The organism is Synechococcus sp. OH30, assembly GCF_047462175.1.
In the GTDB taxonomy this organism is placed as follows: domain Bacteria; phylum Cyanobacteriota; class Cyanobacteriia; order Thermostichales; family Thermostichaceae; genus Thermostichus.
Genome location: NZ_JANSIP010000003.1, coordinates 223099 through 246607, shown reverse-complemented (window position 1 = coordinate 246607; position 23509 = coordinate 223099). Strand labels below are relative to the sequence as shown.

Below are 23509 nucleotides of genomic sequence, written 5' to 3'. Positions count from 1 at the left end.
CGGACCTGCAGGAGAGCCTTATTGAGCAATGTTCAACACCAGCAGCGAGCAAGCCGAGCAACAGGACTGGAGGCAGGAGGGCTTGGTCCGTCTGGGGATCGATGTGGGGGGGACCTTCACCGATTTAGTGCTCCTTCAGGAAGGCCAGATCCGGACGGCCAAGGTGCTCTCCACCCCCAGCCCGGAAGAGGGGGTCTTTGCCGCCTTGGACAAGCTGGGCGCGGTCAAGGTGGATGTGTTCTGCCATGGCATGACGGTGGCCACCAACGCCCTCCTGGAGCGCAAGGGATCCCCTACCCTCTTTTTGACCACGGCGGGTTTCCGAGATGTGCTGGCCATTGGTCGCCAAAACCGCCCCTCCCTCTACGACCTCACCCAGCCCAAGCCGGAGCCAGTGGTGCCCCGCCACCACTGCCTAGAGGTAAAGGAGCGCTGCAGCGTAAGCGGCGTGTTGGAGCCGCTGACGGAGGAGGAGATCCAGCGCGTCATCCGGGAGGTGGGAGAGCGGGTGCAGCGGGAGGGGATCCGCGCCGTGGGGGTAGGGTTTTTGTTTTCTTTCCTCTACCCGGAGCACGAGCAGCGCCTGGGGGCGGCTTTGCGCAAGGCCTTTCCCGGCTTGCACGTTTCCCTCTCCTGCGAGGTGGCGCCGGAGTTTCGGGAATACGAGCGCTTTAGCACCACAGCCATTGATGCCTACCTCAGCCCGGCCCTGGCGGGCTACCTGCACCGCTTGGCCCAGGGTTGTCGGGAGAGAGGGATCCCCGCCCCCCTAATCATGCAATCTTCCGGCGGCGTCACCTCCCTTGCTCAGGCGGCAGCCCACGCCTCGGTGGCACTGCTTTCGGGGCCGGCGGGCGGCGTTTACGGGGCGGCCTATGTGGGCCGTCTGAGCGGCTATTCCCATCTGCTCAGCCTGGACATGGGAGGAACCAGCACCGATGTGGCCCTCATTCAAGACGGCCTCCCTCAGGTTACCTCGTCAGCGGTAGTGTGCGGCCTGCCGGTGCAGCAGCCCCAGATTGACATCCACACGGTCAGTGCCGGGGGCGGATCCCTGGCCTACCTGCTACCCGGCGGGGGGCTGCAGGTGGGGCCGGAAAGTGCCGGCTCCAACCCTGGGCCGGCCTGCTACGGGCGGGGAGGAACGGCTCCCACAGTAACCGACGCCAACCTTTGGCTGGGCTACCTGCCGGATGGGGGCTGGCTGGGGGACTCTGTTTGCCTGCGACGGGATCTGGCTGGCCAGGCCATTGCGACGCTGGCGGAGCCCTTGGGTTTGAGTTTGGAGGAGACAGCTGTTGGCATTCGCACCCTGGCCAATGGGGCCATGGCGCAGGCTTTGCGGGTCATCAGCGTGGAGCGGGGCTTGGATCCCGCCGATTTTGCCCTGCTGGCCTTTGGCGGAGCCGGGCCCATGCATGCCTGTGCCCTGGCAGAGGAGCTGGGGATCCGCCGCATCTTGATCCCGGCCTTTGCCGGTGTCCTCTCCGCGCTAGGTATGGCTGTGGCCAACCTACAGCGGGATTACCGGCGGGCCCTCCTGCAGCCGCTGCGGCAACTGGAGTCGGCTGCCGAGGGATCCCTTTTGGCCCAATGGGCAGCCCCCCTCATCCGCCAGGCGAAAGCCGACCTGCAGGAGCCGGAGCTGTACTTTAGCTTGGACCTGCGCTACCGCGGCCAGTCCTTTGAGCTGGAGATCCCGGCCCAGTTGGCGGATCCAGTTGCCCTCCTAGAGCAGCGGTTTCACCAGGCCCACCAGCGGCGCTACGGCTGGCAGGATCCCGACCAAGAGGTGGAGGTGATCCAGCTGCGTCTGCGGGCGGTACAAGCTTTGCCCCCTGTGCCTTTAAAGGCGCCGCTCCCCCTGCCAGGGGATCCCTTCAAAGGAGAGCGCAAGGCCTGGTTTGCCGGTCGGCTGCGCCCAGTACCGGTTTACGATCGGCGGTGCATGGACGTGGGGTTTCAGCTGCGCGGACCAGCCATTGTCGAGATGCCAGAGGCCACCGCCGTAATCGAGCCGGGTTGGACGGGCAGCATCGACGCCGTGGGCACCCTGGTTTTAAGCTGCAACTAGAGGAGTAGGGCGGACGATGGGATTCGAACCCACGAGTGGAGGAACCACAATCCTCTGCCTTAACCACTTGGCTACGCCCGCCAAGCTCTAGACATCTAGCTTAGCATGGGAGAAAGGGAACAAAACCCTAGAGCTGGAAGTGCTCTCCCATGCTGCCCAGAGCCGATCTCCTCAAAGGTGCCGAGTACCGAGAAACCTTGGCGCGCATTCTGGATCTGGGGGAGCAAGCCCTCAAAACCTGGCAAGTGGTCTGCAGCGATTTTCTCTCCCCCCCAGAGGTAGCCGAGGTGCAAAGCCGCTTGCATAACTTGGCTGAACTGCAGGTGGTGGCCTGGGGGGGCTATGCCCAGGCAGAACGCCAGCGCCTGGCCCTGGCTCGCCCCGAGGTTGGTGTGGAGGCGGAAGGGATCCCCCTGGCCGCTATTGAAATTGAGGGGAACTTTCTTTTCGACCCCGCCACTCACCGCGACTTTTTAGGAGCCCTTTTGGCAACGGGAATTGCCCGCGAGAAGGTGGGAGACATCCTCGTAATTGGGGAGTCAGGCGCGCAGGCTATCGTGGTACCCGAACTGGTGGACTATCTCAGCCTCAACCTGACCCAAGTGCGCAGCGTGCCCGTCAAGGTCAGCCCCATCCCTCTTAGTCAACTAAAGGTCCAACCGCCACGGGTCAAGTCCATTACCACTGTGGAAGCCTCTTTGCGCCTGGACGCAGTGGCCTCGGCGGGATTCGGCATCTCCCGCAGCAAAATGGTGGAAGAGATCCAACAAGGAGAAGTGCGGGTCAACTGGAAGCCGGTTACCCAAGCCAGTTACCTCCTTAGGCCCCAGGATTGGATTGCCATCCGCGGCCGCGGTCGGCTGCAAATTGAAGAGGTAGCCGAGACAAAAAAAGGCCGCTTTCGCATCCAAATGAAGCGGTATTTCTAGGGCTCTGGCCTCAGGCCAGCAAAAGGTCTAGGACTAGGAGATCTCTTTGAGAAGAGCTGCCAGCGGCGCCCAGCGGGGATCCCCTGCCGGCGCAGCCGGTTCCACCACAATGCCTGGGCAGTCAGGGCGGCAGGGCAACTGGCTGGGCATCTCCAAATGCAGGTATTGGTACATCCAGTCTTCCACATCCAGCTCGCCGTCAGGAGGCAAGCTTTCCAGCAGATCCTCCTCATCCCGCAGTTCCAGCTCCAGGGGGGGAGGGCCAGGGCTGGGCTCACGAATGAGAATGATCTCCTCAACGTCCAACTCCAGCCGGTGGTTAAACTGTTGCAGGCAGCGGTGACAAGTTAGCGTCACGATGGTGCGGGCCTGGGCACTGACCTCAACAAAGTGCCCTCGGTGGCTGACCTGCAGGGATCCCTCCACCGGTGTCAGGCTCTCAAAGCCAGCAAAAAACTGCCTAAACCGTACCTCCTGAGTTTGGCCAGGCAGTTGTCGCAGATCGGATAGACGAATTGGCTTTAGCATGGCATTGTTCCCCTCGAGTGGGATCTCTTAGCTGCCCCGAGCTCCACAGCCTACCCTCGGCGCGAGGCCCGCCGGATTACCAAGCGGCGATCCGGCTCTTTTCCGCGGCTGAAAGTTTCCAGGTCGGCATAGGCAGGGTCCTTGAGGAGCGTGTGGATTTGCCGCCGGTCGGCAGCCGAAAGATGCTCAGGAAACTCATACTCCCGTCCGCTCCCTCTTACCTTCTCCACAGCTGCCGCAACCAAAGCCTTCAACTCCTGCAAACGGCGCTCCCGATAGCCGTCTAAATCCAGGATATAGGGTTGTTGCTGGTCTTCTGGCTGGTTGAGGTTGAGAATTGTGTTGGCTAGATATTGCAAAGCATCTAGAACGACTGGAGTCCGCTCTTCGTCAACTTTAGTCTCCTTAGGGAGGGGCCCTGGGAGCACCTTGGAAAGCAGAACTTGTTTTTGGGCAGGCGTGAGAGAACTGGCCTCAATTTCAATGACCTCCCCCACCACCCGCACCACTGCTGGTATTCCCATTGCCGCCAGTACCTGCTGCAACCACTCTCTAGCCCGTTCTCGCTGCTCAGCGGGAGAAAGCTTAATCTGGGAAGGGGCAGCGGTTCCCTCAGACTGCTGGTGGGACTTCCTAGCGGCAGCGGCTCCTTTGGGGGAACCTGTAGAAGACTCAGGGTGGCTCATCCTGAACAGCTTCCACTTGCTGAGAGACTATCAACCAGTCAACTGTAAGCCCACCCCCTGAGCAGCCAGAGGATTGCTTAGGGCTCAAAGGGCAAAGATTCGCGACCTCCCCCAGCTGCTTTGGGTTTTGCTACTCGGTCAGCACTGACCTGGGCAGTACGGCGACGTTCCTCTTCCACCAACTGCTGCAAGCTCTCTGGCAAAGGCTCTCGCGAGAGCAAGAAAGTTTGCAGTGTCTGGAAAAGGCTGGAAATGAGGATATAAAGCAAAACTCCCGCCGGCAATGGGAAAAACAGAAACATCGCTGAAAACAGCACCGGGGTAATGCGGGCCATCGAGCTCTGGCTGGGATCCTCCTGGCCGGTACTGGTCAGGGCCTGGTTTAGGTAGATGGAAAGGCCAAAGAGGACAATCATGGCAATGATATCCCAGTGGATGGTCCCATCTGGGTCAAAGGCGCCAACGCGGCCTAGTTTATCGATAAACAAAAAGCCAGTATCTGAGGCCAAGCCAGGAATTGAGATCTGCAGCGTTACCTCCCCTGGCTGCAGCGCCAGCAGGCTGCCATCCGGCTGGAGCTGGACCCGCTCCTCCCCCTTAACCACCTTCCAAGTTGGCTGCAACAGCTTGGGGTCTCCCCCTGCTTCTGTAACCAGCTGCTCGAAGGGCTTGCCCCCCGGCCCCTGCAACCTCCACTGCACCTGCTCCCCCACCGCAATCTTGGTACCCTTAGGTACCACCAGCACCACTGGCTTGTGGACTGAGTCGGCAACGAAGATGTTCTTGCTGGGGCTGACGTAGGGGGTGGGCACCACCTCAGCTGCCACCTCCGCCGGCAAGATCTGCAGGTTGACGTCATAGGTTACCGCTGCAAACGGCGATCCCCGCAGCGTGGCAAAGAGAGCAAATAGCACTGGCATTTGAATCAAGAGCGGCAGGCACCCCCCAAGCGGGTTGACCCCTAGTTCGCTGTAGAGTTTGGCCTGGGCCTCCCGCAGCTTTTGCGGGTCGTCGCGGTACTTCTCCTGCAGCTCTCGCATCCGCCGCTGCATCACCGGGCTAATCACTTTCATGCGGCGCATGTTGCGGATGGACCCGGCATTGAGGGGGTAGAGGGCAAAGCGGATCACCAACGTCAGAAAGATGATGGCCAGGCCGTAGCTAGGCACGATCCCGTAGAAAAAATCCAGGATCGGCAGCATGACATTGTTGGAGAGAAAGCCGACTCCGAAATCCATGGGGGGTGGTGGCAAGCGTCCGTAACCCATTGTAATGGTTTCCGGCCCCCTGACGAGGGCCTTTTCCTCCTCTGGCCCTGAGAGCTGGCCGAGGCTACAGCCCCTTGCTCCGCGGTGCTGGCAGAGGCGGCGTAAAGGTCCCCCCGCTTCTAAACCACCAAAAGAGAGGGGCAAACCGCCCCTCCCCTACAACTTGCAGCCGGGCAGAGCCCTGGTCCCAAAAGAGAGTAGGGAAAAACCCCTCTTCCCCAGCTCGGCCTACTTGACCTTGACCGTAGCGCCAGCTTCCTCCAGCTTCTTCTTGATCTCGTTGGCCTCCTCTTTGGAGACCCCTTCCTTAACTGCCTTGGGGGCAGCTTCTACGAGATCCTTGGCATCTTTCAGGCCCAAGCCAGTTAACTCCCGCACCACCTTGAGGACGGCAATCTTCTTGTCGGCAGGGACAGCCTCGAGAATGACATCAAAAGCCGTTTGCTCCTCTACCGGCTCAGCCGGGGCTGCAGGTGCCGCTGCCGCTGGTGCTGCCACAGGAGCAGCCATGACCATGCCACCTACCGGCGCAGCTGCACTGACGCCAAAGGTTTCTTCAATGGCTTTCACCAGCTCAGCAGCTTCCAGCAAAGTCAAGGTCTTCAGCTCTTCTAGGATGCTTTGAACACGCTCTGAAGCCATAGTTTTGTCTCCTTGGTTCACAAGTGGATAGGGTGAAATTGGACCATCGACCTAAGGAGGCAGCTGCCTTTAGGCTGCCTCCTTGTCGGCAATGGCCCGCACAGCCCGTGCCAGCGAGGCCGGGATCTCCTGGATACTGCGGGCCACCTGGGTGGGCACGGCATTGAGCCCAATCGCCAGCCGGGTAGCTACCAACTTGAGGCTGCCCGCCACCTGGGCCATGAGCACCTCCTTGGGTGGCAGCTCGGCAATAGCCTTGGCCTGATCCAAGGTCAGAGACAGCCCCTCCGCTGCAGCACCGCGAAACTCAGTCTTCTTGGTTTGCTTGGCAAAGTCTTGATACGCCTTCAGGGCTGCCGCAATATTGCCTCGGATCATGATAAAGGCCGTTGGCCCCGACAAGAAAGGCAGGATCCCTGCCCAAGCCTTGAGGTCAGCAACCGCCCGCCGCATCAGGGTATTTTTAACCACCATGCAGACCGCATCCGCTTTGCGGAGCTCCGCCCGCAGTTGGTTCATCTCAGCCACGGTCAGGCCTTTGTAGTCAATGACCAGCACCATTTGGCTGGCTTGCAGCAGGGATCGAACCTCATCGACCACCTCTATTTTTTTCGCTAGGGGTTGCTTGCCCACGCGCTCACCTCCTCGATTGTCCGTCATTGGGTGAGAACCGAACAGCGGTTGCCGCTGCAAAAGGCCAAATAGAATGCGCCTCAGCTCTAGCCGAGACGCACTCGGGCAAGTACGAAAGTTACCCCCTTGGGATCCTTCCCCACTCTACCCCAGCCTCGGCAGGAGATTAAGCCACTTGGCACCTGCTGTCTTCGGCTCTCTGTTCAACTGTGGAAAGGATTTCTGCTGGGATCCCTTCCTTGGCTGGAATTTGCCCTGAGAAACTAGGCAGCCAACTTTAGCTCCCGCAGGGCATTGATGTCAACCTCGATGGAGGGACCCATCGTAGCACAAATATGCATCGTTCGCCAATACTTGCCCTTTGCCCCTGGGGGACGATTGCGGTCAATAGACTCCTGCACCGCTTTCAGGTTTTCCAGCAGGGCTTCGACGGGAAACTGACACTTGCCGAAGATTAAGTGGACAATGCCAGATTTGTCAGCCCGGTACTCTAGTTTGCCAGCTTTGAACTCCTTAATTGCCTGGGCCAGATCCATGGTAACCGTGCCCCCCTTAGGAGAGGGCATCAGGCCGCGTGGCCCCAACAGGCGCCCCAGCTTAGCCACCTGGGGCATGACATCGGGAGTGGCAATCAGCAGGTCAAAATCAATCACGCCTTTGCTGATCTCCTCGATGAGGTCTTCAAACCCCACTCGATCGGCCCCGGCATTCTGGGCTTCCACCACCTTTTCGCCGCGGGCAATCACCGCCACTCGAATTTCCTGCCCGGTGCCGCGCGGCAAAACTACAGTGGAGCGCAGCTGCTGGTCGGCATATTTGGGATCGATCCCCAGGCGAATGTGAACCTCAGCCGCCTCGTCAAATTTAGCAGTGGCTGTTTCCTTCATGAGGGCAATGGCTTCTGCAGGAGGATAGGGGATGGGCTTGACCTTCTCCCGCAAAGCCTGCATGCGCTTGGATAGTTTTCGAGCCATAGTTCCTCCTTGGGGTACTGGCGAGAACTTCTCTCCCCCAGAACAACAAACACCTCCACTAGGTCAGCAGAGCCCTAGTCAACTATCGTCACTCCCATGCTGCGGGCAGTGCCGGCAATGATTCTCATTGCTGCCTCTACATCGTTGGTATTCAAATCCGGCAGCTTCTGCTCAGCAATCTGGCGCAGTTGCGCGCGAGTTAAGGAGCCCACCTTGACTTTGTGGGGCTCACTAGAGCCTGACTCAATGCCAAGGGCTTTCTTAATCAGGACCGAGGCTGGCGGCGTCTTGAGGACGAAGGTGAAGCTGCGATCGTCGTAAATGGAGACCTCAACTGGCACCACCATGCCAGCCTGATCTGCCGTTCTGGCATTATATTCCTTGCAGAAGGCCATGATGTTGACCCCGTGCTGACCCAAGGCGGGGCCAATAGGAGGAGCGGGGGTGGCTTTGCCCGCTTGGATGGCCAGCTTGACCACTGCCACCAGTTTCTTAGCCATGCAACGCAGTTACACCTCTTTTCGCACTTGACCAAGCTCTAATTCTACCGGAGTATCCCGCCCAAAAATCGAGATTAAAGCCTTGAGCTTGCCCCGTTCTGGGCTGACATCCACGACCTCGCCGTAGAACCCCTGGAAGGGTCCAGAGAGCACCTCAATGCGATCCCCAGGGGCCAGGTCAATCTTAAGGGGCACCGCTTCCACCTCAGTAGTGCTGAAGATGCGCTGAACCTCGCTGGGACTGAGGGGTCGCGGCGTCACGTGTCCCCGGCCGCGACCATAGGGCCGTCTCTGTTCTGTACCGACAAAGTTGATGACATTGGGAGTGGTTTTCACCACCATCCAGGTGTCATCGTTAAGGTCCATGCGCACCAGCACATAGCCGGGGAAAATCTTTTCCTCTTGCTCCTGGCGCTTGCCAGATCGGTCCAGCTTGAAGCCTATCCGCTTTGGGATCACCACTTCAACGATTTGATCGGCCACATCCAGCGCTGCTGCTCGCTGCAGAAGAGCGCTTTTAACTTTGTTTTCGCAGCCAGCAGCCACCTGGACGGCGTACCAGCGCAAGTTGCGCTGGCTTTGACCTTCCCCTTCTTCCCTTTCTGCAGTCGTTTCTGGAGCTTCTAGGGGCTCAACGTAGTTCCCACGGCGTCTCCGCCGTTGCTCTAACCCTGACCTCATACCTCACCTCCTCTCCGTAGGCTTCCCCTCCCCCTAAGGGGGATTCGCTACCTCAACTCTGCCCTGTCCAGAGAAGGATTTATGAGAACAGCTGCGTGGCTACCCAGCCAAACAGTTGATCAACCAGGTAAATAAACGCGGCGAAGATCAGCACAATTAGGAAGACGCCAATGGATTCGCTAATCAATTGCTGGCGACTTGGCCAAGCAATTTTAGCCAACTCCGCCCGCGTCTCTCGGAGGAAGCCGGCAATCCCTTTGGGCTCAGGGGAACTGTCTTTGGATTGACCCCGCCTGGCGGGATCCAGACGCTCTTCCCGTTCAGTTTTGCTGGAGGGGGTACTCTTAACCACGGCGGCATCTCCTAGGGGATCCCGAGAGCAGAGCGCCATTGTCTAGCGCCCACAAGGATATCTTTGTAATCTTAGCAGATCAGGCTGGCGAGGGGAGCGAACCTCAAGGGGTAAGAGAGGTGTTGGGCCTCTCTGGGGAGAGCAACAAGGGGCGACGGCGGGATTGGTTGAACTGCTCCACAGCTTCATCGACGGCCGCCCCACTGTCCCAGCGGGAGGAGGCACTTTGGCGAGAGAGAAACTCGGCAGCCCGGAAGAGATCGCTTATGTCAATGCTAGTGCCGTCGAACCACTGAACTCTGCTGTCGCGGTAAAGGGCCTCGTTGCCACTCCCCCTTTGGGCTAGAGCAAGCCCCGGGCTGGCCAGGATCCCCAACAGAAGCAGTCCCAGAATCCTAGGAATTGCCGGGTGGCCATTGAGAAGGGAGTTGAGATAGTTTACCCACATCCTTATTCCTCCACCTCAGTGTGCTGCTTGGCTAGGCCTTCGGCCAACAACTGTTGTTCTTGGGGGGTGAGGGGACGTTTGGCCAACAGATCTGGCCGCCGTTGCCAGGTGCGCACCAACTGCTGCTGTAGGCGCCAGCGGGCAATGGCCTCGTGGTTCCCTGAAAGGAGCACCTGGGGCACCTTGTACCCCAGAAACTCAGCTGGGCGGGTATATTGGGGGTAGTCGAGCAGCCCTTCCTCAAAGCTCTCCTTCTTCAGAGAGTCTACCTTACCCACAGTACCCGGCAAGAGGCGCACCACGCCGTTGATCAAGGCCAGCGCCGGGATCTCTCCTCCTGTCAACACAAAATCCCCCAGCGACACCTCGCGGGTAGCTAGATATTGGCGGATCCGCTCGTCAAAGCCCTCGTACTGCCCGCAGAGCAGGATGAGCTGGGCCTTTTGGGCCAGCTCCCGCAGCAGGGCCTGGTCTAGGGGTTGCCCCTGGGGCGTGAGCAAGATAATCTCGTAGGGCTCCAAGCGAGGTAGGGAGGCGACAGCGGCAAAAAAGGGCTCTGGCTTGAGCACCATGCCTACCCCACCCCCATAGGGCTCATCGTCGACCCGGCGGTGCTTATCGGTGGCAAAGTCGCGCGGGTTGGTGAGATGAACCTCGGCGATCCCCTGCTTCAGGGCTTTGCCCACCAAGCCAATGCGCAGCGGCGACTCAAAAAATTCCGGGAAAAGGGTAACAACGTCAAACCGCACAGGAGTTGGGATCAGGCAGAAGGACCAGCCTCAGAGCAAGGTTCTGTGCGCAGCCGCTCTAACTCCAGGCGCAAGGACTCAATCTGGTGGATCAGCTCCATCAGTTCGGCCATCTCTTCTTGGGAGATGGGGGCAGCAGGAGCCGGGGTTGGGGAGCTGCTCCTAGCAGGCGGGCTGGCCGGTGCTTGGCTATCTACGGCTGGATCGGAGGCCTTGCTAGCTTGACGGCGGAGGCTTTCCAGGTAGCGAACAGCCTCTTGTTCAATCTGCTCCCCTTTTTGCTCCAGTTCTGTAGCCAGCGCCGCCCAGTCGACAGAAAGGCGACTGAAACTTTCAGCGCGCTTTTGGGGATCCTCCAGAATTTCCACCAGGGCAGTGGCGGTGCCGTAGAAGAGATGCCGTGCCCGCGTAAACCAGTCCGAGGAGCGAGAACTCATGGTGGCGGCAGAATCTCAGCGGATACTGCTAGAGGTGGCCAAGGGATCTCCAGTCTATCCCAACCCTTTGGAGCTGCGGGTTTTTACTCTACAACGCGAATCTCACCGCTATTGAGGCGCTCCACAATCTGGTCCAGCAGTTCGTGTTCTTCCGGTGAGACGTAGGAATCGGCCGTAACTGCCTTGAGGATTGCTTCTTGCTCGGCGCGGGTGAGGACTTTATCCGCCAGCGCTCGGTCGATGAGCTCTTTTAGCTTAGAGGGCTCCACCGTTTTTCTCCTAGCGGGATCCCGCCAGTAGGGTTCTAAACCCGAGAGACAGTAGACTAGACGGTGCTTTACCTCTCAGTGTAACTCGTGGGGCGGTGCGGCCGTGAAGTCCCAAACTCAGATGCAGCCGGTAGGGGTAATCGGCGGCGGACAGTTGGCGCAGATGTTGGCTCTAGCGGCTCGTCGGCTGGGGATCCCCCTGGTTGTGCAGGCCGCTGCTCCCACCGAGCCGGCGGTGGCGGTGGCCGACGGGGTAGTTTGGGGCTCTGTAACCGACACCCAGGCCACAGCCCAGTTACTGGAATGCTGCTCGGTGGTAACCTTTGAAAACGAGTTCATCCCTTTGGCAGAGCTGCAAAAGCTGGATCCAGAGGGATCCCGCTTTCGCCCCCGCCTGAGCACCCTGGAGCCGTTGCTAGACAAGTTGCGCCAGCGGCAGTTTCTGGCGGAGTTGGGGTTGCCGGTGCCGGCTTTTTGGCCTGTGGAGATGGCGGATCTCTCTAGCCTAAGCTTCCCCTTGGTGCTCAAGCGGCGGCGGCAGGGCTACGATGGCCAGGGCACCCGCATCCTGCCCGACCGAGCAACCTTGCAAGAGGCCCTGGCCGAGTATGCCGGGATCCCGCTGCTTGTCGAAGAGTGGATCCCCTTTGAGCGGGAGCTGGCGGTGATGGTGGCGCGGGGGCTAGCCGGCGAGATCCAGATCTACCCGGTGGTGGAAACTGTGCAGATCGAGCAGGTCTGCCGCCATGTTCTGGTGCCTGCCCGCATTCCCGCAACTGTCGAGGCCGAGATTCGCGACCTGGCGGTCAAGGTGATGGAAAAGCTGGAGGCAGTGGGAGTGTTCGGCATCGAGTTGTTCTGGGTGCCGCCGCCCCACCCCAAGGCTGGGATCTGGATCAACGAGATCTCGCCGCGGGTTCACAACTCTGGCCACTACACCCTGGAAGCCTGCCACACCTCCCAATTTGAGCAGCACCTGCGGGCCATCACCGGTCTGCCGTTGGGGGATCCCTCCCTCAAGTGTGGGGGGGCAGTGATGGTGAACCTCCTGGGCTATGAGCACTCCACCAGTGACTATGCCCAAAAGCGGCAGCGCTTGGCGGAGATCCCCAATGCCACAGTGCACTGGTACCACAAAACCCCTGCCCGCCCAGGACGAAAACTGGGCCATGTCACGGTCTGTCTACCCCATCCTCCCTCTCCTGCGGAAGCGGCGGCCCTTGTCCGTACCCTCGAAGCCCTCTGGTATCCCCAGCCGTGAGCCAAGCCTCAGATCCCACCTTTTCTCCAGCTATCCAATCCCCCCAAGAGCACTCTGCAGTGTTGAGCCCCGCTCTCCAATACCTTGCTGAGGTGGATCCCGGCAGTGCCCGCTGGTTTGTTCGCTACCTCATGGCCCCTGCTGCCAAAGCCCAACTGCGAGCAGGGATCCTGAAAGCCGCCCAAGGTTACCTCCAGGAGGCAGAAGGGCTCGACTACGAGCTCAAGCTCCATTCGCAATCGGGGGACCAGATCTTGAGCCTTAGGCGCCGAGCCCTGCCCTATGCCGCCCCGGATGACGATCCCTTTGGGCAGTTGTTGCTATCGGCGTTTTGCAAATTGCGGGACTAGACCACCATGGGTAGCACAAGTTATCGGCTGCAGGTGCTGGATATCACTGCCCTGCCCCAATTGCTGGAACTGGATCGGCGCTGCTACGGGGGATACTGGGGGGAGCAGGGCTATCGCGCGGAGCTGGAACGGCCCACCAGCACTGTCATTGGAGCTGTGGTGGAACCTGGAGACAGGGGCGAGAAGACGTCGCCTACCCCAACGTTAGTAGGCTTTGGCATCCTCTGGCGCATTGAGGAAGAAGCCCACATCATCTCGTTGGCAGTGGATCCCGACCATCGGCGGCGTGGTTTGGGTCGAAGGATCCTGGAGGAGCTGCTAACCCAAGCCAGGGCAGCAGGCTGCTGTTGGGCCACGTTGGAAGTGAGGGCTTCTAACCACGCTGCCATCCGCCTCTATGAATCGGCAGGGTTTCAACTGTTGGGACGTCGCAAGGGCTATTACAACAACGGAGAAGATGGGCTGGTGTATTGGAAGAAACCAATTTAGGAGGAACCAACAGTTCTAAGAAGCTGCATAAGTTTTCCCTAGACACCTTTTTCCTTCGCCAGCACCCCTGCAGTTTTGGTCAACCATCAGCTCCTGATATGAGTGGACGTAAAGTTTCGTTTCAAGACGTGGCGTTTTTGTTTTTTGAGGCTCTCTCCTAGGTCAGCCCAGCTTGCCTGAAGAAGCGCTTCAGGCTAGCCTACTCTTATCATTTGAACATCCTGATCATTTCAGGTTGTGAGGGTAATCATGGACACCTCTATAAACACTCTTCAAGATGAGGCCGTCTCCTTTGTTGTCAATCTTTGGGGTAGAGTTATTGCTTTTATGCCCAATCTGCTGGCGGCGATTGCCATCCTAGTTCTGGGTTGGCTCGTGGCCACGGCGGTGGCCTTCGGCGTTCGGGGGCTGCTCAGGCGGACGCAGCTCGATAACCGCCTAGCTGCTTGGGTTTTGGGGCAAAAGCCTGGCGAGAAGCTGCCGCAAACGGAGCGCTGGGTGGCCGCTGCTGTTTACTGGATCATCATGGCTTTTGTGTTGGTGGCGGTGCTGAATGCCCTACAGCTCCAGGCCGTCTCCGACCCACTCAACAGGTTTTTGGGAGAAATTTTCGTCTATCTGCCGCGGCTGGGTGGAGCCCTGGTGCTGCTGGTGGTGGGCTGGGCGGTGGCCACGGTTGCCCGCCTAGCGGTCATTCGGGGGCTGCGGCGCTTTAACTTGGACGAGCGGCTGGTTCAGCCTCTTCACCAAGAGAGCGCTGCCGGTGAGGTGGGTACAGAAGGAACGGCTGCCAAGTCAGAGGGGGGGGCTGAGGTCACCCCATTTCTCTTAAATGAAGCTCTGGGTGACGCTCTCTACTGGTTGGTTCTGCTGTTCTTTTTGCCGCTCATCCTGGATACGCTGAACCTGCGGGGGCCGCTGCAGCCGGTGCAGAACCTGCTGGATCAAATCCTGTCGATGGTGCCGCGCATTTTGGGAGCGCTCATCATCGGTGGGGTGGGCTGGTTTTTGGCCCGCATTGTGCGTGGGATCGTTTCCAATTTGCTAGCGGCAGCAGGAGCCAACCGCTTGGGGGCCCGCTTTGGCATTCCCCAGTTGGCCCAGACGGTGGGCACGGTAGCCTACATCTTAGTGTTGATCCCGGCAGTGATTGCGGCTCTCAATGCTCTGGAAATCCGGGCCATCTCGGATCCGGCGGTGGCGATGCTGGAGCAGGTGTTGCGGGCCATTCCCCGAATTGCAGGATCGGCTCTGATTCTGGCCGTCTTTTATTGGCTGGGGCAGTTCTTGGCCGGTTTGGTGACCCAGTTGCTGCAGGCGGTGGGCTTTGACCGTCTGTCTGCTGGCCTGGGCTTGCCCTTGGCCCCTGCTCCTGAAGCACCTGCTGCTGAAGGGGAGTTGGTGAAGCGGCGCACCCCCTCTGAGATTGCTGGACTGGTGGTCTGGGTGGGCGTGGTCTTGTTCGGGGCGGTGCCGGCGGTGGAGCTGCTGCAGTTTGCCGCTTTGACCGAGATCGTAGAGGGTCTGTTGCTGATTTCCGGGCGGGTGCTCATCGGCGCCTTGGTGTTCGGGATCGGCCTTTACCTGGCCAATTTGGCCCATTCCATGATCAAGAGCTTGGGCAACCCCTCTGCGGGCGTGCTGGCGCAGGCGGCGCGGGTGGCCATTTTGGTTTTCGTCGGCGCCATGGCCTTACAGCAGATGGGTGTAGCCACCGACATTGTGGTGCTGGCTTTTGGCCTGGTGCTAGGCGCGATTGCCGTCGCGGTGGCCTTGGCTTTTGGCTTGGGAGGTCGCGATGTGGCTGCCGAGCAGATCCGGCAGTGGCTGAAGCGGGAGTGAAGAGGCCAAATCTGCTAGAGGAATTGCTCTTCCTAGCCTAAAACCTAAGGAGAGCAGGGCCTCCTAAGGAGTGGCCGTGCCGCCCATCCGATGGCCGCCTCAAGGTTAACCCTGTTTTGCTTGCAAATGTACCCCGCCTGGCAAAACGCTGGGCGGGGTCTTGTTTTCTGGGTTTAAGCTGCCTCTGGGACTTTGCTCTCTTCTGGCGTTGCTTCCTGCACCACGATCTTGCCCCGGAACACCACATAGTTGTAGATGTTGTAGGACAAAATAACCGGGATCAAGAAGCCAATAAAGGTGAGCATAAACACCAGCGAACTGGGAGAAGCTGCCGCCTCGTAGATGGTGACGCTGGGAGGAATAATGTTGGGGAAAACCATAAACCCCAGGCCGATAAAAGAAAGGGCAAAGATTAAAAAAGTGTAAACCAAAACGCTATTTTCTTCTCGCCGCCGCAGGCTGCGCAGCAACAGAGCCACCAACAAAAGTCCCAAAACGGGGATGGCAGCAAAGATATAGAAAAGAGGAGGCGAGAAAAGCTGAGCGCGCGCCTGCTCCGACATGATGGGGGTGCTGATGGTGATAAACACTGCCCCCAGCAACGTTGTCCAGGTGGCGATGGTTGCTGTCTTGTAGTAGGTTTTCTGCAGCTCGCCGGTGGTCTTAACGATTAGGTAGGCCGACCCGATTAACACGTAGCCCTGGATCAAGGTAAGAGCCACCAACACCGTGCGCCAGGTCAGCCAATCCCAAGGGCTGCCGGCAAAGTGGCCGGCTTCGTCGACGCGGATCCCTTCGAAGACGCTGCCCAAGGCAAACCCCTGGCCCAAGGCCGCCAAAAAGCTGCCCACCCCAAAGGCGAGGTTCCACACCAGCTTGTTGTTGGCGTTCTCCCGAAACTCGAAAGAGACAGCCCGCAAGATCAGGCCCACCACCATGATCACCAGCGGAATGTAGAGGGCGTTGAGAATGGTGGCGTAGGCAAGGGGAAAGGCTCCAAATAGGGATCCCCCCATCAACACCAGCCAGGTCTCGTTGGCATCCCAGACATTGCCCAGACTGGTCATGAGAATGCTGCGGCGCGTTTCGCTGGAGGCTGTCAGGGAAAGAATGCCAACCCCCAAGTCAAATCCATCTAGCAGAACATAAAGAAAGAGAAAGAGACCGAGGATAAAAAACCAGACTTGCGGTAAAAACTGCTGTAAAGGCTCGAAAGATTCCATCGTCGTTCTCTCCGCTTTGGGTATTTCCGACCAGTTCGAGACATGATCCCCCCCACCCCCAGCCCCTCTCCCTCTGGGAGAGGGGAGCTGGAAATCGACAAGTGGCTTGGCTGCTGTTGGATAAAGAGCCGGCAGTGTCGCCTGGGTCCTGTTGGAGCCGCACCGGCGCTAGCGAGCTTCTGCAGGACGGCGATCCGGCTCGTGGCGGGCAGGCTCGATCACGATCACCGGCTGGGTTGCCGGAACGGGGGCAGGCAGCTCCAGGTTAGGCCCTCTGCGGAGGATGCGGCTGCCAAAGTAAAGGGCAGCCACGAAAAGCACTGTATACAAAGCAGTCAGGCCGACCAAAGAAAACAGCACCTCTCCCGGCGGCAGCGGCGAAACGGATTCCGCGGTGCGCAGTTGTCCATACACAATCCAGGGCTGCCGGCCAACACAGCGGACAATCCAGCCAGCCTCGACAGCAATGTATCCTAGGGGGCCAGCAAAGACCCAGGCCCACATCAGCCACTTCTGCTGGGAGAGGGCCTCCGCCGACAGCTTGCCCCTCAACCACTGGATCAAGGTCACCCCCACAAGCCCGGCCAGAAACAGGCCAATGGCCACCATGGTCCTAAAGGAGTAGTAGATGAGGCCAATCATGTGGGGACGATTTTGGGGATCCCAAGCTTTCAGGCCCTGCACCGGTCGATCCAGCCTGGGCTTAAATTCCAGCAGATAGCCCAGCGCACCGGGGATCTTCACCTCCCACTCGTTGCGCTCTTCTCGGTCGTTGGGCAGGGCTAGCAGGCTCCAATCGGCTCGTTCGCCGGCAGGGATCGTCTCCCACTGGGCCTCCATGGCCGCCAGCTTGGCCGGCTGATAGCGATACACTTGCTCTGCGCTCAAGTGGCCGATAAACACCTGCAAGGGGGCTACCACCAGAGCCATTGCCAAGACCACTTTGAGGGAGCGGGAAAAAAACTCGCTGTGCCGCCGCTTGAGAATGTACCAGGCGCTGATGCCACCAATTACAAACAAAGAGGTCTCCAAAGTGGCAAAAAACATGTGCAGAAAGCTATTGACCATGAAGGGATTGACAATGGCTTGCAGGTAGTCGCGCACCACAAACTTTCCATTGACAAATACTCCTCCTGCCGGCGTCTGTAGCCAAGAGTCAGCCGTCAGGATCCAAAAGGTAGAGAGGTTGGCGCCGAAGGCCACCAGGATGGTCGAGATCCAGTGAATCACCGGCGGCACCCCCTCCCAGCCAAAGAGCATGATCCCCAAAAAGCTGGCCTCCAGCATAAAGGCCATCGTGCCCTCAAACCCAAGGATGGTTCCAAAAAAGTCGCCCACTGCCTCAGAAAAAGGGGCCCAGTTCATGCCAAATTGAAAGGCCATCGGCAACCCTGAGGCCACGCCAAGGCCAAAGTTCAATACTCTTTGACCAGAAACGAGCGTGGCGATAGTAATCTAGATTGCGGGTTTTTAGCCAAAGGCCCTCTATAACAACAAGATAAATAGCCATTCCTGTTGTTAAAACCGGCCATAGCATATGGAAAATGGCCGTAAGGGCAAACTGTAGTCGAGAAAGCGCGACGGTGTCTAGAAACATGATTGGCACCCAGTTTGGATGGATAAACTCAACTTTTCCCAACCCTCTCTGCTGCAGTTTGTGCAGGCACGCCTCTAGGTATGTTCGCTACAGACATCCGTAGCCATTTGGATAAGGTGGGGAAGGCTATCTTTTTTGCTCCTCCTAGGATTGCATCTTGACCAGGATCAGCATGGGCTGCTCGACTCTAAAGGTTAACTTTAGGAAGAAGGGGTTTTCTTCGTGTAAAGCGGACTACAGAATAAAGAGGGTTGCGAACTTGGCAGCCTGGGGATCCGCAATCCCGAAATGGCCCGTTGAGGGGCGGGGATAACGCCATGCAAATTTTCCTCAGGGCCTGCCAGAATTGGGATCCCGGCTTGTTAGAGATCCCAGTTGGCAGTGGGGGGTGGAAGATGTCGTTTGTCCCGCTGGTGCACTTTCTCGCCCAATCCGGCTTGGTACAAGAGTTGGCCGCCCGCTTGAGATCGCGGCGACAGGCAGCCATTCAGGGGGCAGGGCGGATTGCCAAGGGGTTGATGGCCTCGGCTTTGGCCCAGCAGGAGGGGAGATCCCTGCTGGTGGTGACTGCCACTTTGGAAGAAGCAGGCCGCTGGACGGCGCAACTGGAGGGCATGGGCTGGGAGAGCGTGTACCTTTATCCCACTTCTGAGGCTTCCCCCTATGAGCCGTTTGACCTGGAGCCGGAACTGGTGTGGGGCCAGTTCCAGGTGCTGGCCGACTGTCTCCAGGGCAGAAAGGGCATGGCCATCGTGGCGACGGAGCGGGCCCTGCAACCTCACCTTCCCCCCCCAGAGGTGTTTCAGGGCTTTTGCCTCAAGCTGGAACCTGGCCTGGAGCTGTCGCCGCAGCAGTTGGGGCAGCAGTTGGCCCGGCTGGGCTACCAGCGGGTAAGCCTGGTGGAAAGCGAGGGGCAGTGGAGCCAAAGGGGCGATATTCTCGACATTTTCCCGGTGGCCTGCGAGTGGCCGGTGCGCCTGGAGTGGTTTGGCAATGAGCTGGAACGGCTGCGGGAGTTCGACCCGGTAAGCCAGCGCTCCCAAGATGGGATCCCTTCTGTCTGGCTGACCCCCACCGGCTATGGGCCAATGCTTTGGCCAGGGCTGCAGGAAAAGATGGAGCGGCTCTCCCCCGCCCTGCAGCAGCATTGGCTGCAGGGATCTCCTCCCCCAGAAGGCCTGCGCCGTTTTCTCGGCCTGCTCTACGATCCACCGGCCAACCTGCTGAGCTACCTGGATCCCAACACTTTGATCCTGATCGACGAGCCGGAGCAGTGCCAGGCCCACAGCCGGCAGTGGCTAGCCCACGCCGAGGAGCAGTGGCAGCTGGCCCAGGCTGCCGAGCCGGCTCTAGTGCCCTTCCACCGCCCCTTCGATCTTGAGGCCGCTGAGTGGGATCCCTTCCCCCGCCTGTTGGCCCGTGCCTTTGCCCCTGCTGGCGAGGGGGAAGCTGTCCTCGACCTCAAAAGCCGGCCTGTCCCTGCCACTCCCCACCAGTTTGGATCCCTGGCCAAAACCCTGCGCGAGTACCGCAAGCAACACTTGCAGGTGTGGATCCTCTCCGCCCAGCCCTCCCGCACCGTGGCTCTGCTGCAGGAACACGACTGCCCGGCCCAGTACGTGCCCAACCCCAGAGATTTTCCGACTATCGAGCGCCAGCTCCAGTCCTACACGCCGGTGGCCCTGAAGTACTCCGGCCTAGCGGATCTGGAGGGGTTTCTCCTGCCCACGCTGGGGTGGGTGGTGCTGACCGACCGCGAGTTTTTCGGCCAGCACAGCCTGGCCACCCCCACCTATGTGCGCAAGCGCCGCCAGGCCAGCTCCCGCCAGGTGGATCCCAACCTGCTCAAGCCGGGGGATTTTGTTGTTCACCGAGCCCATGGCATTGGCCAGTTCCTGCGCTTGGAAAGCCTCACCATCGGCGGCGAAACCCGAGAATATCTGGTCATTCAATACAGCGATGGCTTGTTGCGGGTAGCTGCCGACCAGGTCAACTCCCTCTCCCGCTACCGGGCTAGCGGCGATGGACCGCCTGCTCTGCACAAAATGTCCGGCAGCAGTTGGGAAAAGACCAAGCAGAAGGTGAAAAAGAGCCTGCGAAAAGTGGCCTTTGATCTGCTGCAGCTCTACGCCAAACGAGCCGAACAGGAGGGCTATGCCTTCCCGCCCGATTCTCCGTGGCAACAGGAGTTTGAGGAGTCTTTTCCCCATCCGTTGACGCCGGATCAAATTCGCGCCGTCCAGGAGATCAAGCGGGATATGGAGTCCCCTCGCCCCATGGATCGGCTGCTGTGTGGGGATGTGGGTTTTGGCAAAACGGAAGTGGCCATCCGCGCCATTTTCAAAGCCGTAACCGCTGGCAAGCAGGTAGCTCTTCTGGCGCCAACCACCATTCTCACCCAGCAGCACTACCACACTCTCAAAGAGCGCTTTGCCCCCTATCCCATTCAAGTGGGCTTACTCAACCGCTTCCGCACTCCTGAAGAGAAAAAAGAGATCCTGGCCCGCCTCAAAAGTGGCGAACTGGATGTCATTGTGGGCACCCACCAACTTTTGGGCAAGGATGTGCAGTTTCGGGATTTAGGCCTTCTAGTCATTGACGAAGAACATCGCTTTGGTGTCAACCAAAAAGAGAAAATTAAACTCCTCAAAACCCAGGTAGATGTGCTCACCCTTACGGCTACTCCTATTCCCCGCACGCTGTATATGGCCTTGTCAGGGTTGAGGGAAATGAGCTTGATCCAAACTCCCCCGCCCTCGCGGCGCCCGATTAAAACTCACCTCTCCCCCTACAACCCTGAGGTCATTCGCACGGCTATCCGCCAGGAGTTGGATCGCGGCGGGCAAGTCTTTTATGTCGTCAACCGCATTGAAGGGATCGAAGAAACCAGTGCCAAACTGCGGGAATGGGTACCCGGCGCCCGCATTGCCATTGCCCATGGGCAGATGCCAGAAGGGGAGCTGGAAGCGACGATGCTGGCTTTTAACAATGGGGAAATCGATATCCTGGTCTGCACTACCATTATTGAGTCTGGTTTGGATATTCCCCGTGTCAACACCATTTTGATTGAAAATGCCCAGGAGTTTGGGCTGGCTCAGCTTTACCAACTGCGAGGTCGGGTGGGCCGGGCTGGGATCCAAGCCCATGCCTGGCTGTTCTACCGAGAAGATGGCATCCTCACCGAGGAGGCCCGCAAACGCCTGCAGGCCATTCAAGAATTTACCCAACTGGGATCTGGCTACCAGTTGGCTCTGCGGGATATGGAAATTCGCGGGATTGGCAACTTGCTGGGAACGGAGCAATCGGGGCAAGTCAATGCAGTGGGCCTTGATCTCTACCTAGAAATGCTGCAAGAGGCCATTCGAGAAATTCGCGGCCAGAAGATCCCGCAGGTGGAGGACACCCAGATCGACCTCAACGTTACGGCCATGATTCCCCAGAGCTATATCCCTGACGAGGAACAAAAAATGCAGGCTTATCGCCAGTTGGCGGCTGCTGGATCGCGCCTGGAGCTTTCTCAGATAGCCCAGGAATGGCAAGACCGCTTTGGCCCGCTGCCCAAGCCTACCCAGGAACTGCTGCGGGTGATGGAGCTAAAGATTTTGGCTCGCACGCTGGGCTTTTCCCGCATCAGGCCAGCCAAGGAGCATGTTCTTTTGGAAACTCCCATGGAGGAGCCGGCCTGGAACCGCCTCAAGGAAGCCCTACCAGCCCACTTGCAGTCCCGCTTTGTCTACCAGCCGGGCAAGGTCACAGTACGGGGGCTGGGGATGCTGGCGCCGGCCCAGCAACTGGAAAACCTTTTGCAGTGGCTAGATAAGATGAGCCTGGCCTTAACGGAGCCGGAGGCTGGGATGCCAAAGCTTGCCTCATGAAAGTTCTCGCAGTGCATCACCTCCAGAAAACCTACCGGCAGGGGGGCAAGCAGGTGCGGGCGGTGGTGGATGTCTCTCTGACGCTGGCGGCAGGGGAGATCCTGGCTTTCTTGGGGCCCAATGGAGCCGGCAAGACCACCACCATCAAAATGATTGCTGGGCTGATCCGGCCGGATGCTGGCACGGTGCGCATCCTGGGACGGGATCCCCACGCCGATGCGGGTGCGCTGGCCCAGGTGGGAGCGGTGCTGGAAGGCAACCGCAACCTCTACTGGCGGCTGACCCCCTTGCAAAACTTGGAGTACTTTGGCGTGCTGCGGGGGCTATCCCCCAGAACGGCTCGCCAGCGGGGGCTGGAGCTACTGGAGACCTTTGGCCTGCTGGAAAAACGGCATGTTGCCGTGCAGACCCTCTCGCGGGGTATGCAGCAGAAGGTGGCCATTGCTGTTGCCCTCTTGCACCAGCCGGCTCTGCTCCTTTTGGATGAGCCCACCCTGGGGCTGGATGTGGAAGCCGCCCAAGCAGTGAAATCCTTGATCCGCCAAATTGCCGCTTCAGGTCGGGCCATTCTCCTCACCACCCACCAACTGCAGATGGCCGAGGCCCTCTCAGACCAAGTGGCCGTGATTGAGGGGGGGAGAATCCTCCTCCAGACTCCCACGCAGGAGCTGATCCGCCAGTTTGCCGCTGCGGCCAGTACTTATCGGATTGAGTTGGAACAAGAGCTGGATCCCAGCCGGGCGGAGCGCCTGCTCCAGCAAGGGGTGGAGATTCTCGGCTTCCATCAGCTGCGCTTTGGCGGCTCCTCGGAGGCGTTGTATCAGGTGCTGGAGATCCTCAAGCCCTTGCCCCTGCTTAGCGTTAAGCGAGAGGAAGCAGATCTCACCCACATTTTTCTCAAGCTGCTGCAGAGGAGATGAGACCACTGCTGTACCTGTTTTGGGCGGAGCTAAAGCGCACCTGGATCCAGTACATTCGCTATCCGGCAGAAGCCCTGGGCGGGATCCTCATCACCACCTTTTTCTTCTATGCCCTCTTTGCCGGCGCTCAGTATGTGGCGGGGCCAGCTTCCCAGTTTGGCGAACGGCTGGACGCGGTGGTGATTGGCTATGTGCTCTGGACGCTAGTGATTTTTGTAGTGAACGATATTGCCCTCAACTTGCAGGTGGAAGCCCAGACGGGCACGCTGGAGCAGGTGTTGCTCTCGCCCTTTTCGGCGGCCACCCTGTTTTTGGCGCGGGCCTGCGCCAGTTTGGTGTTGCGCCTCACCCTCGTTGTCGTCATTTTGGGGATCATCCTGTTGCTCACCGGCAGCCAGCTGCGCTTTCCCCCCAGCTTGCTGCTGCCCCTTTTGAGCGTGGTGCTAGGGGCCTATGGCTTCTCGTTTTTGCTGGGATCTGCTGCCTTGATCTGGAAGCGCATTCAACAACTGCTGATCCTGAGCCAATTTGGCCTGCTCTTTCTCCTAGCTACCCCCACGGAAGAGTGGTCGGGATCCCTAAAGTGGCTGGGGCAGATGCTGCCCATGACGGCAGGGGCTGGCCTGCTGCGGGATCTGATGGTGCGGGAGGTGGGATTGGATCCCCTGCGGCTGCTCATGGCTCTGGCCAGCGGCATTTTCTACTTCGGCCTGGGCTTGCTGGCCTTTCGCCGGGCAATGCAACTGGCCAAGCAGCGGGGGATCCTGGGATCCCAGTAGGAC

General features: G+C 59.2%; 23 protein-coding genes, 1 tRNA gene, 1 pseudogene and 1 other annotated feature. Of the genes and pseudogenes, 9 read left to right on the top strand and 16 right to left on the bottom strand.

The annotated features are described in order from the left end of the window. The first annotated feature begins 28 nt into the window (after positions 1–28). Positions 29–2074, top strand: coding sequence for a hydantoinase/oxoprolinase family protein (locus tag NW830_RS05445; RefSeq protein WP_414360183.1), 2046 nt, complete (start codon positions 29–31; stop codon positions 2072–2074). A gap of 8 nt (positions 2075–2082) precedes the next feature. Here NW830_RS05445 and NW830_RS05440 read toward each other — a convergent pair. Continuing rightward, positions 2083–2155, bottom strand: a tRNA-His gene (locus tag NW830_RS05440). Positions 2156–2223: 68 nt separating this feature from the next. Here NW830_RS05440 and NW830_RS05435 point away from each other — a divergent pair. Further along, the gene (locus tag NW830_RS05435) at positions 2224–3003 is read left to right on the top strand and encodes a photosystem II S4 domain protein (RefSeq protein WP_414360185.1); all 780 of its coding nucleotides are present in this window, start codon (positions 2224–2226) and stop codon (positions 3001–3003) included. Positions 3004–3036: 33 nt separating this feature from the next. Here the strand turns inward: NW830_RS05435 and NW830_RS05430 are convergent, their stop codons facing one another. The 13 genes from NW830_RS05430 to NW830_RS05370 all read right to left on the bottom strand — a co-directional run bounded on the left by NW830_RS05430 (position 3037) and on the right by NW830_RS05370 (position 11170). Next, positions 3037–3531: a YceD family protein gene (locus tag NW830_RS05430; RefSeq protein WP_414360187.1), complete on the bottom strand. Its 495-nt coding sequence runs from the start codon at positions 3529–3531 to the stop codon at positions 3037–3039. Between the two features lie 50 nt (positions 3532–3581). Continuing rightward, a complete protein-coding gene (locus NW830_RS05425; RefSeq protein ID WP_414360190.1) occupies positions 3582–4217 on the bottom strand; it encodes a protein jag in 636 nt (211 codons plus the stop codon). Positions 4218–4294: 77 nt separating this feature from the next. Next, positions 4295–5455, bottom strand: coding sequence for a membrane protein insertase YidC (gene yidC / locus NW830_RS05420; protein WP_414360192.1), 1161 nt, complete (start codon positions 5453–5455; stop codon positions 4295–4297). Positions 5456–5713: 258 nt separating this feature from the next. Next, a complete protein-coding gene (gene rplL / locus NW830_RS05415; RefSeq protein ID WP_414360195.1) occupies positions 5714–6127 on the bottom strand; it encodes a 50S ribosomal protein L7/L12 in 414 nt (137 codons plus the stop codon). A gap of 69 nt (positions 6128–6196) precedes the next feature. Continuing rightward, entirely contained in the window at positions 6197–6760 is a 564-nt protein-coding gene (gene rplJ / locus NW830_RS05410) for a 50S ribosomal protein L10 (RefSeq protein ID WP_414360197.1), read from the bottom strand. Between the two features lie 60 nt (positions 6761–6820). Beyond that, positions 6821–6973: a sequence feature (ribosomal protein L10 leader region), on the bottom strand. Between the two features lie 50 nt (positions 6974–7023). Then, positions 7024–7734, bottom strand: a complete 711-nt coding sequence (gene rplA / locus NW830_RS05405; RefSeq protein ID WP_414360199.1) for a 50S ribosomal protein L1 — start codon at positions 7732–7734, stop codon at positions 7024–7026. A gap of 74 nt (positions 7735–7808) precedes the next feature. Then, positions 7809–8234: a 50S ribosomal protein L11 gene (rplK, locus tag NW830_RS05400; protein ID WP_414360201.1), complete on the bottom strand. Its 426-nt coding sequence runs from the start codon at positions 8232–8234 to the stop codon at positions 7809–7811. 9 nt (positions 8235–8243) lie between these two features. Continuing rightward, on the bottom strand, positions 8244–8915 hold the full coding sequence (nusG, locus tag NW830_RS05395) for a transcription termination/antitermination protein NusG (RefSeq protein ID WP_414360203.1): 672 nt from the start codon (positions 8913–8915) through the stop codon (positions 8244–8246). Positions 8916–8994: 79 nt separating this feature from the next. Beyond that, entirely contained in the window at positions 8995–9306 is a 312-nt protein-coding gene (gene secE / locus NW830_RS05390) for a preprotein translocase subunit SecE (protein WP_414360205.1), read from the bottom strand. A gap of 64 nt (positions 9307–9370) precedes the next feature. Then, entirely contained in the window at positions 9371–9715 is a 345-nt protein-coding gene (locus NW830_RS05385; RefSeq protein ID WP_414360207.1) for a hypothetical protein, read from the bottom strand. Positions 9716–9717: 2 nt separating this feature from the next. Continuing rightward, positions 9718–10464, bottom strand: a complete 747-nt coding sequence (trmD, locus tag NW830_RS05380) for a tRNA (guanosine(37)-N1)-methyltransferase TrmD (RefSeq protein ID WP_414360209.1) — start codon at positions 10462–10464, stop codon at positions 9718–9720. An 11-nt stretch (positions 10465–10475) separates the two neighbouring features. Beyond that, complete coding sequence (locus tag NW830_RS05375; RefSeq protein WP_414360212.1) at positions 10476–10901, bottom strand: hypothetical protein; 426 nt, start codon at positions 10899–10901, stop codon at positions 10476–10478. A gap of 83 nt (positions 10902–10984) precedes the next feature. Continuing rightward, complete coding sequence (locus NW830_RS05370; protein WP_414360215.1) at positions 10985–11170, bottom strand: hypothetical protein; 186 nt, start codon at positions 11168–11170, stop codon at positions 10985–10987. Between the two features lie 121 nt (positions 11171–11291). On the opposite strand from NW830_RS05370, the gene NW830_RS05365 reads away from it, so the two are divergent. The 4 genes from NW830_RS05365 to NW830_RS05350 all read left to right on the top strand — a co-directional run bounded on the left by NW830_RS05365 (position 11292) and on the right by NW830_RS05350 (position 15112). Next, entirely contained in the window at positions 11292–12431 is a 1140-nt protein-coding gene (locus NW830_RS05365) for a 5-(carboxyamino)imidazole ribonucleotide synthase (RefSeq protein WP_414360799.1), read from the top strand. Beyond that, positions 12428–12781 (top strand): hypothetical protein, encoded by a 354-nt coding sequence (locus tag NW830_RS05360; protein WP_414360218.1) that lies wholly within the window; start codon positions 12428–12430, stop codon positions 12779–12781. The genes NW830_RS05365 and NW830_RS05360 overlap by 4 nt, the downstream gene beginning before the upstream one ends. A gap of 6 nt (positions 12782–12787) precedes the next feature. Further along, a complete protein-coding gene (rimI, locus tag NW830_RS05355; protein WP_414360221.1) occupies positions 12788–13270 on the top strand; it encodes a ribosomal protein S18-alanine N-acetyltransferase in 483 nt (160 codons plus the stop codon). Positions 13271–13519: 249 nt separating this feature from the next. Then, a complete protein-coding gene (locus NW830_RS05350) occupies positions 13520–15112 on the top strand; it encodes a mechanosensitive ion channel (protein WP_414360224.1) in 1593 nt (530 codons plus the stop codon). Between the two features lie 173 nt (positions 15113–15285). On the opposite strand, the gene cydB is transcribed toward NW830_RS05350, so the two are convergent. Then, complete coding sequence (gene cydB, locus NW830_RS05345; RefSeq protein ID WP_414360227.1) at positions 15286–16335, bottom strand: cytochrome d ubiquinol oxidase subunit II; 1050 nt, start codon at positions 16333–16335, stop codon at positions 15286–15288. 168 nt (positions 16336–16503) lie between these two features. Next, positions 16504–17932, bottom strand: a pseudogene (locus tag NW830_RS05340) (cytochrome ubiquinol oxidase subunit I). A gap of 395 nt (positions 17933–18327) precedes the next feature. Between NW830_RS05340 and mfd the strand changes: the two are divergent. The 3 genes from mfd to NW830_RS05325 are packed head-to-tail and all read left to right on the top strand — an operon-like array spanning position 18328 to position 23506. Further along, entirely contained in the window at positions 18328–21807 is a 3480-nt protein-coding gene (gene mfd, locus NW830_RS05335) for a transcription-repair coupling factor (RefSeq protein ID WP_414404604.1), read from the top strand. After that, on the top strand, positions 21804–22727 hold the full coding sequence (locus NW830_RS05330) for an ABC transporter ATP-binding protein (protein ID WP_414404603.1): 924 nt from the start codon (positions 21804–21806) through the stop codon (positions 22725–22727). Before mfd ends, NW830_RS05330 begins: the two co-directional genes overlap by 4 nt. Continuing rightward, positions 22724–23506, top strand: coding sequence for an ABC transporter permease (locus NW830_RS05325; RefSeq protein ID WP_414360236.1), 783 nt, complete (start codon positions 22724–22726; stop codon positions 23504–23506). Before NW830_RS05330 ends, NW830_RS05325 begins: the two co-directional genes overlap by 4 nt. Positions 23507–23509: the final 3 nt, after the last annotated feature.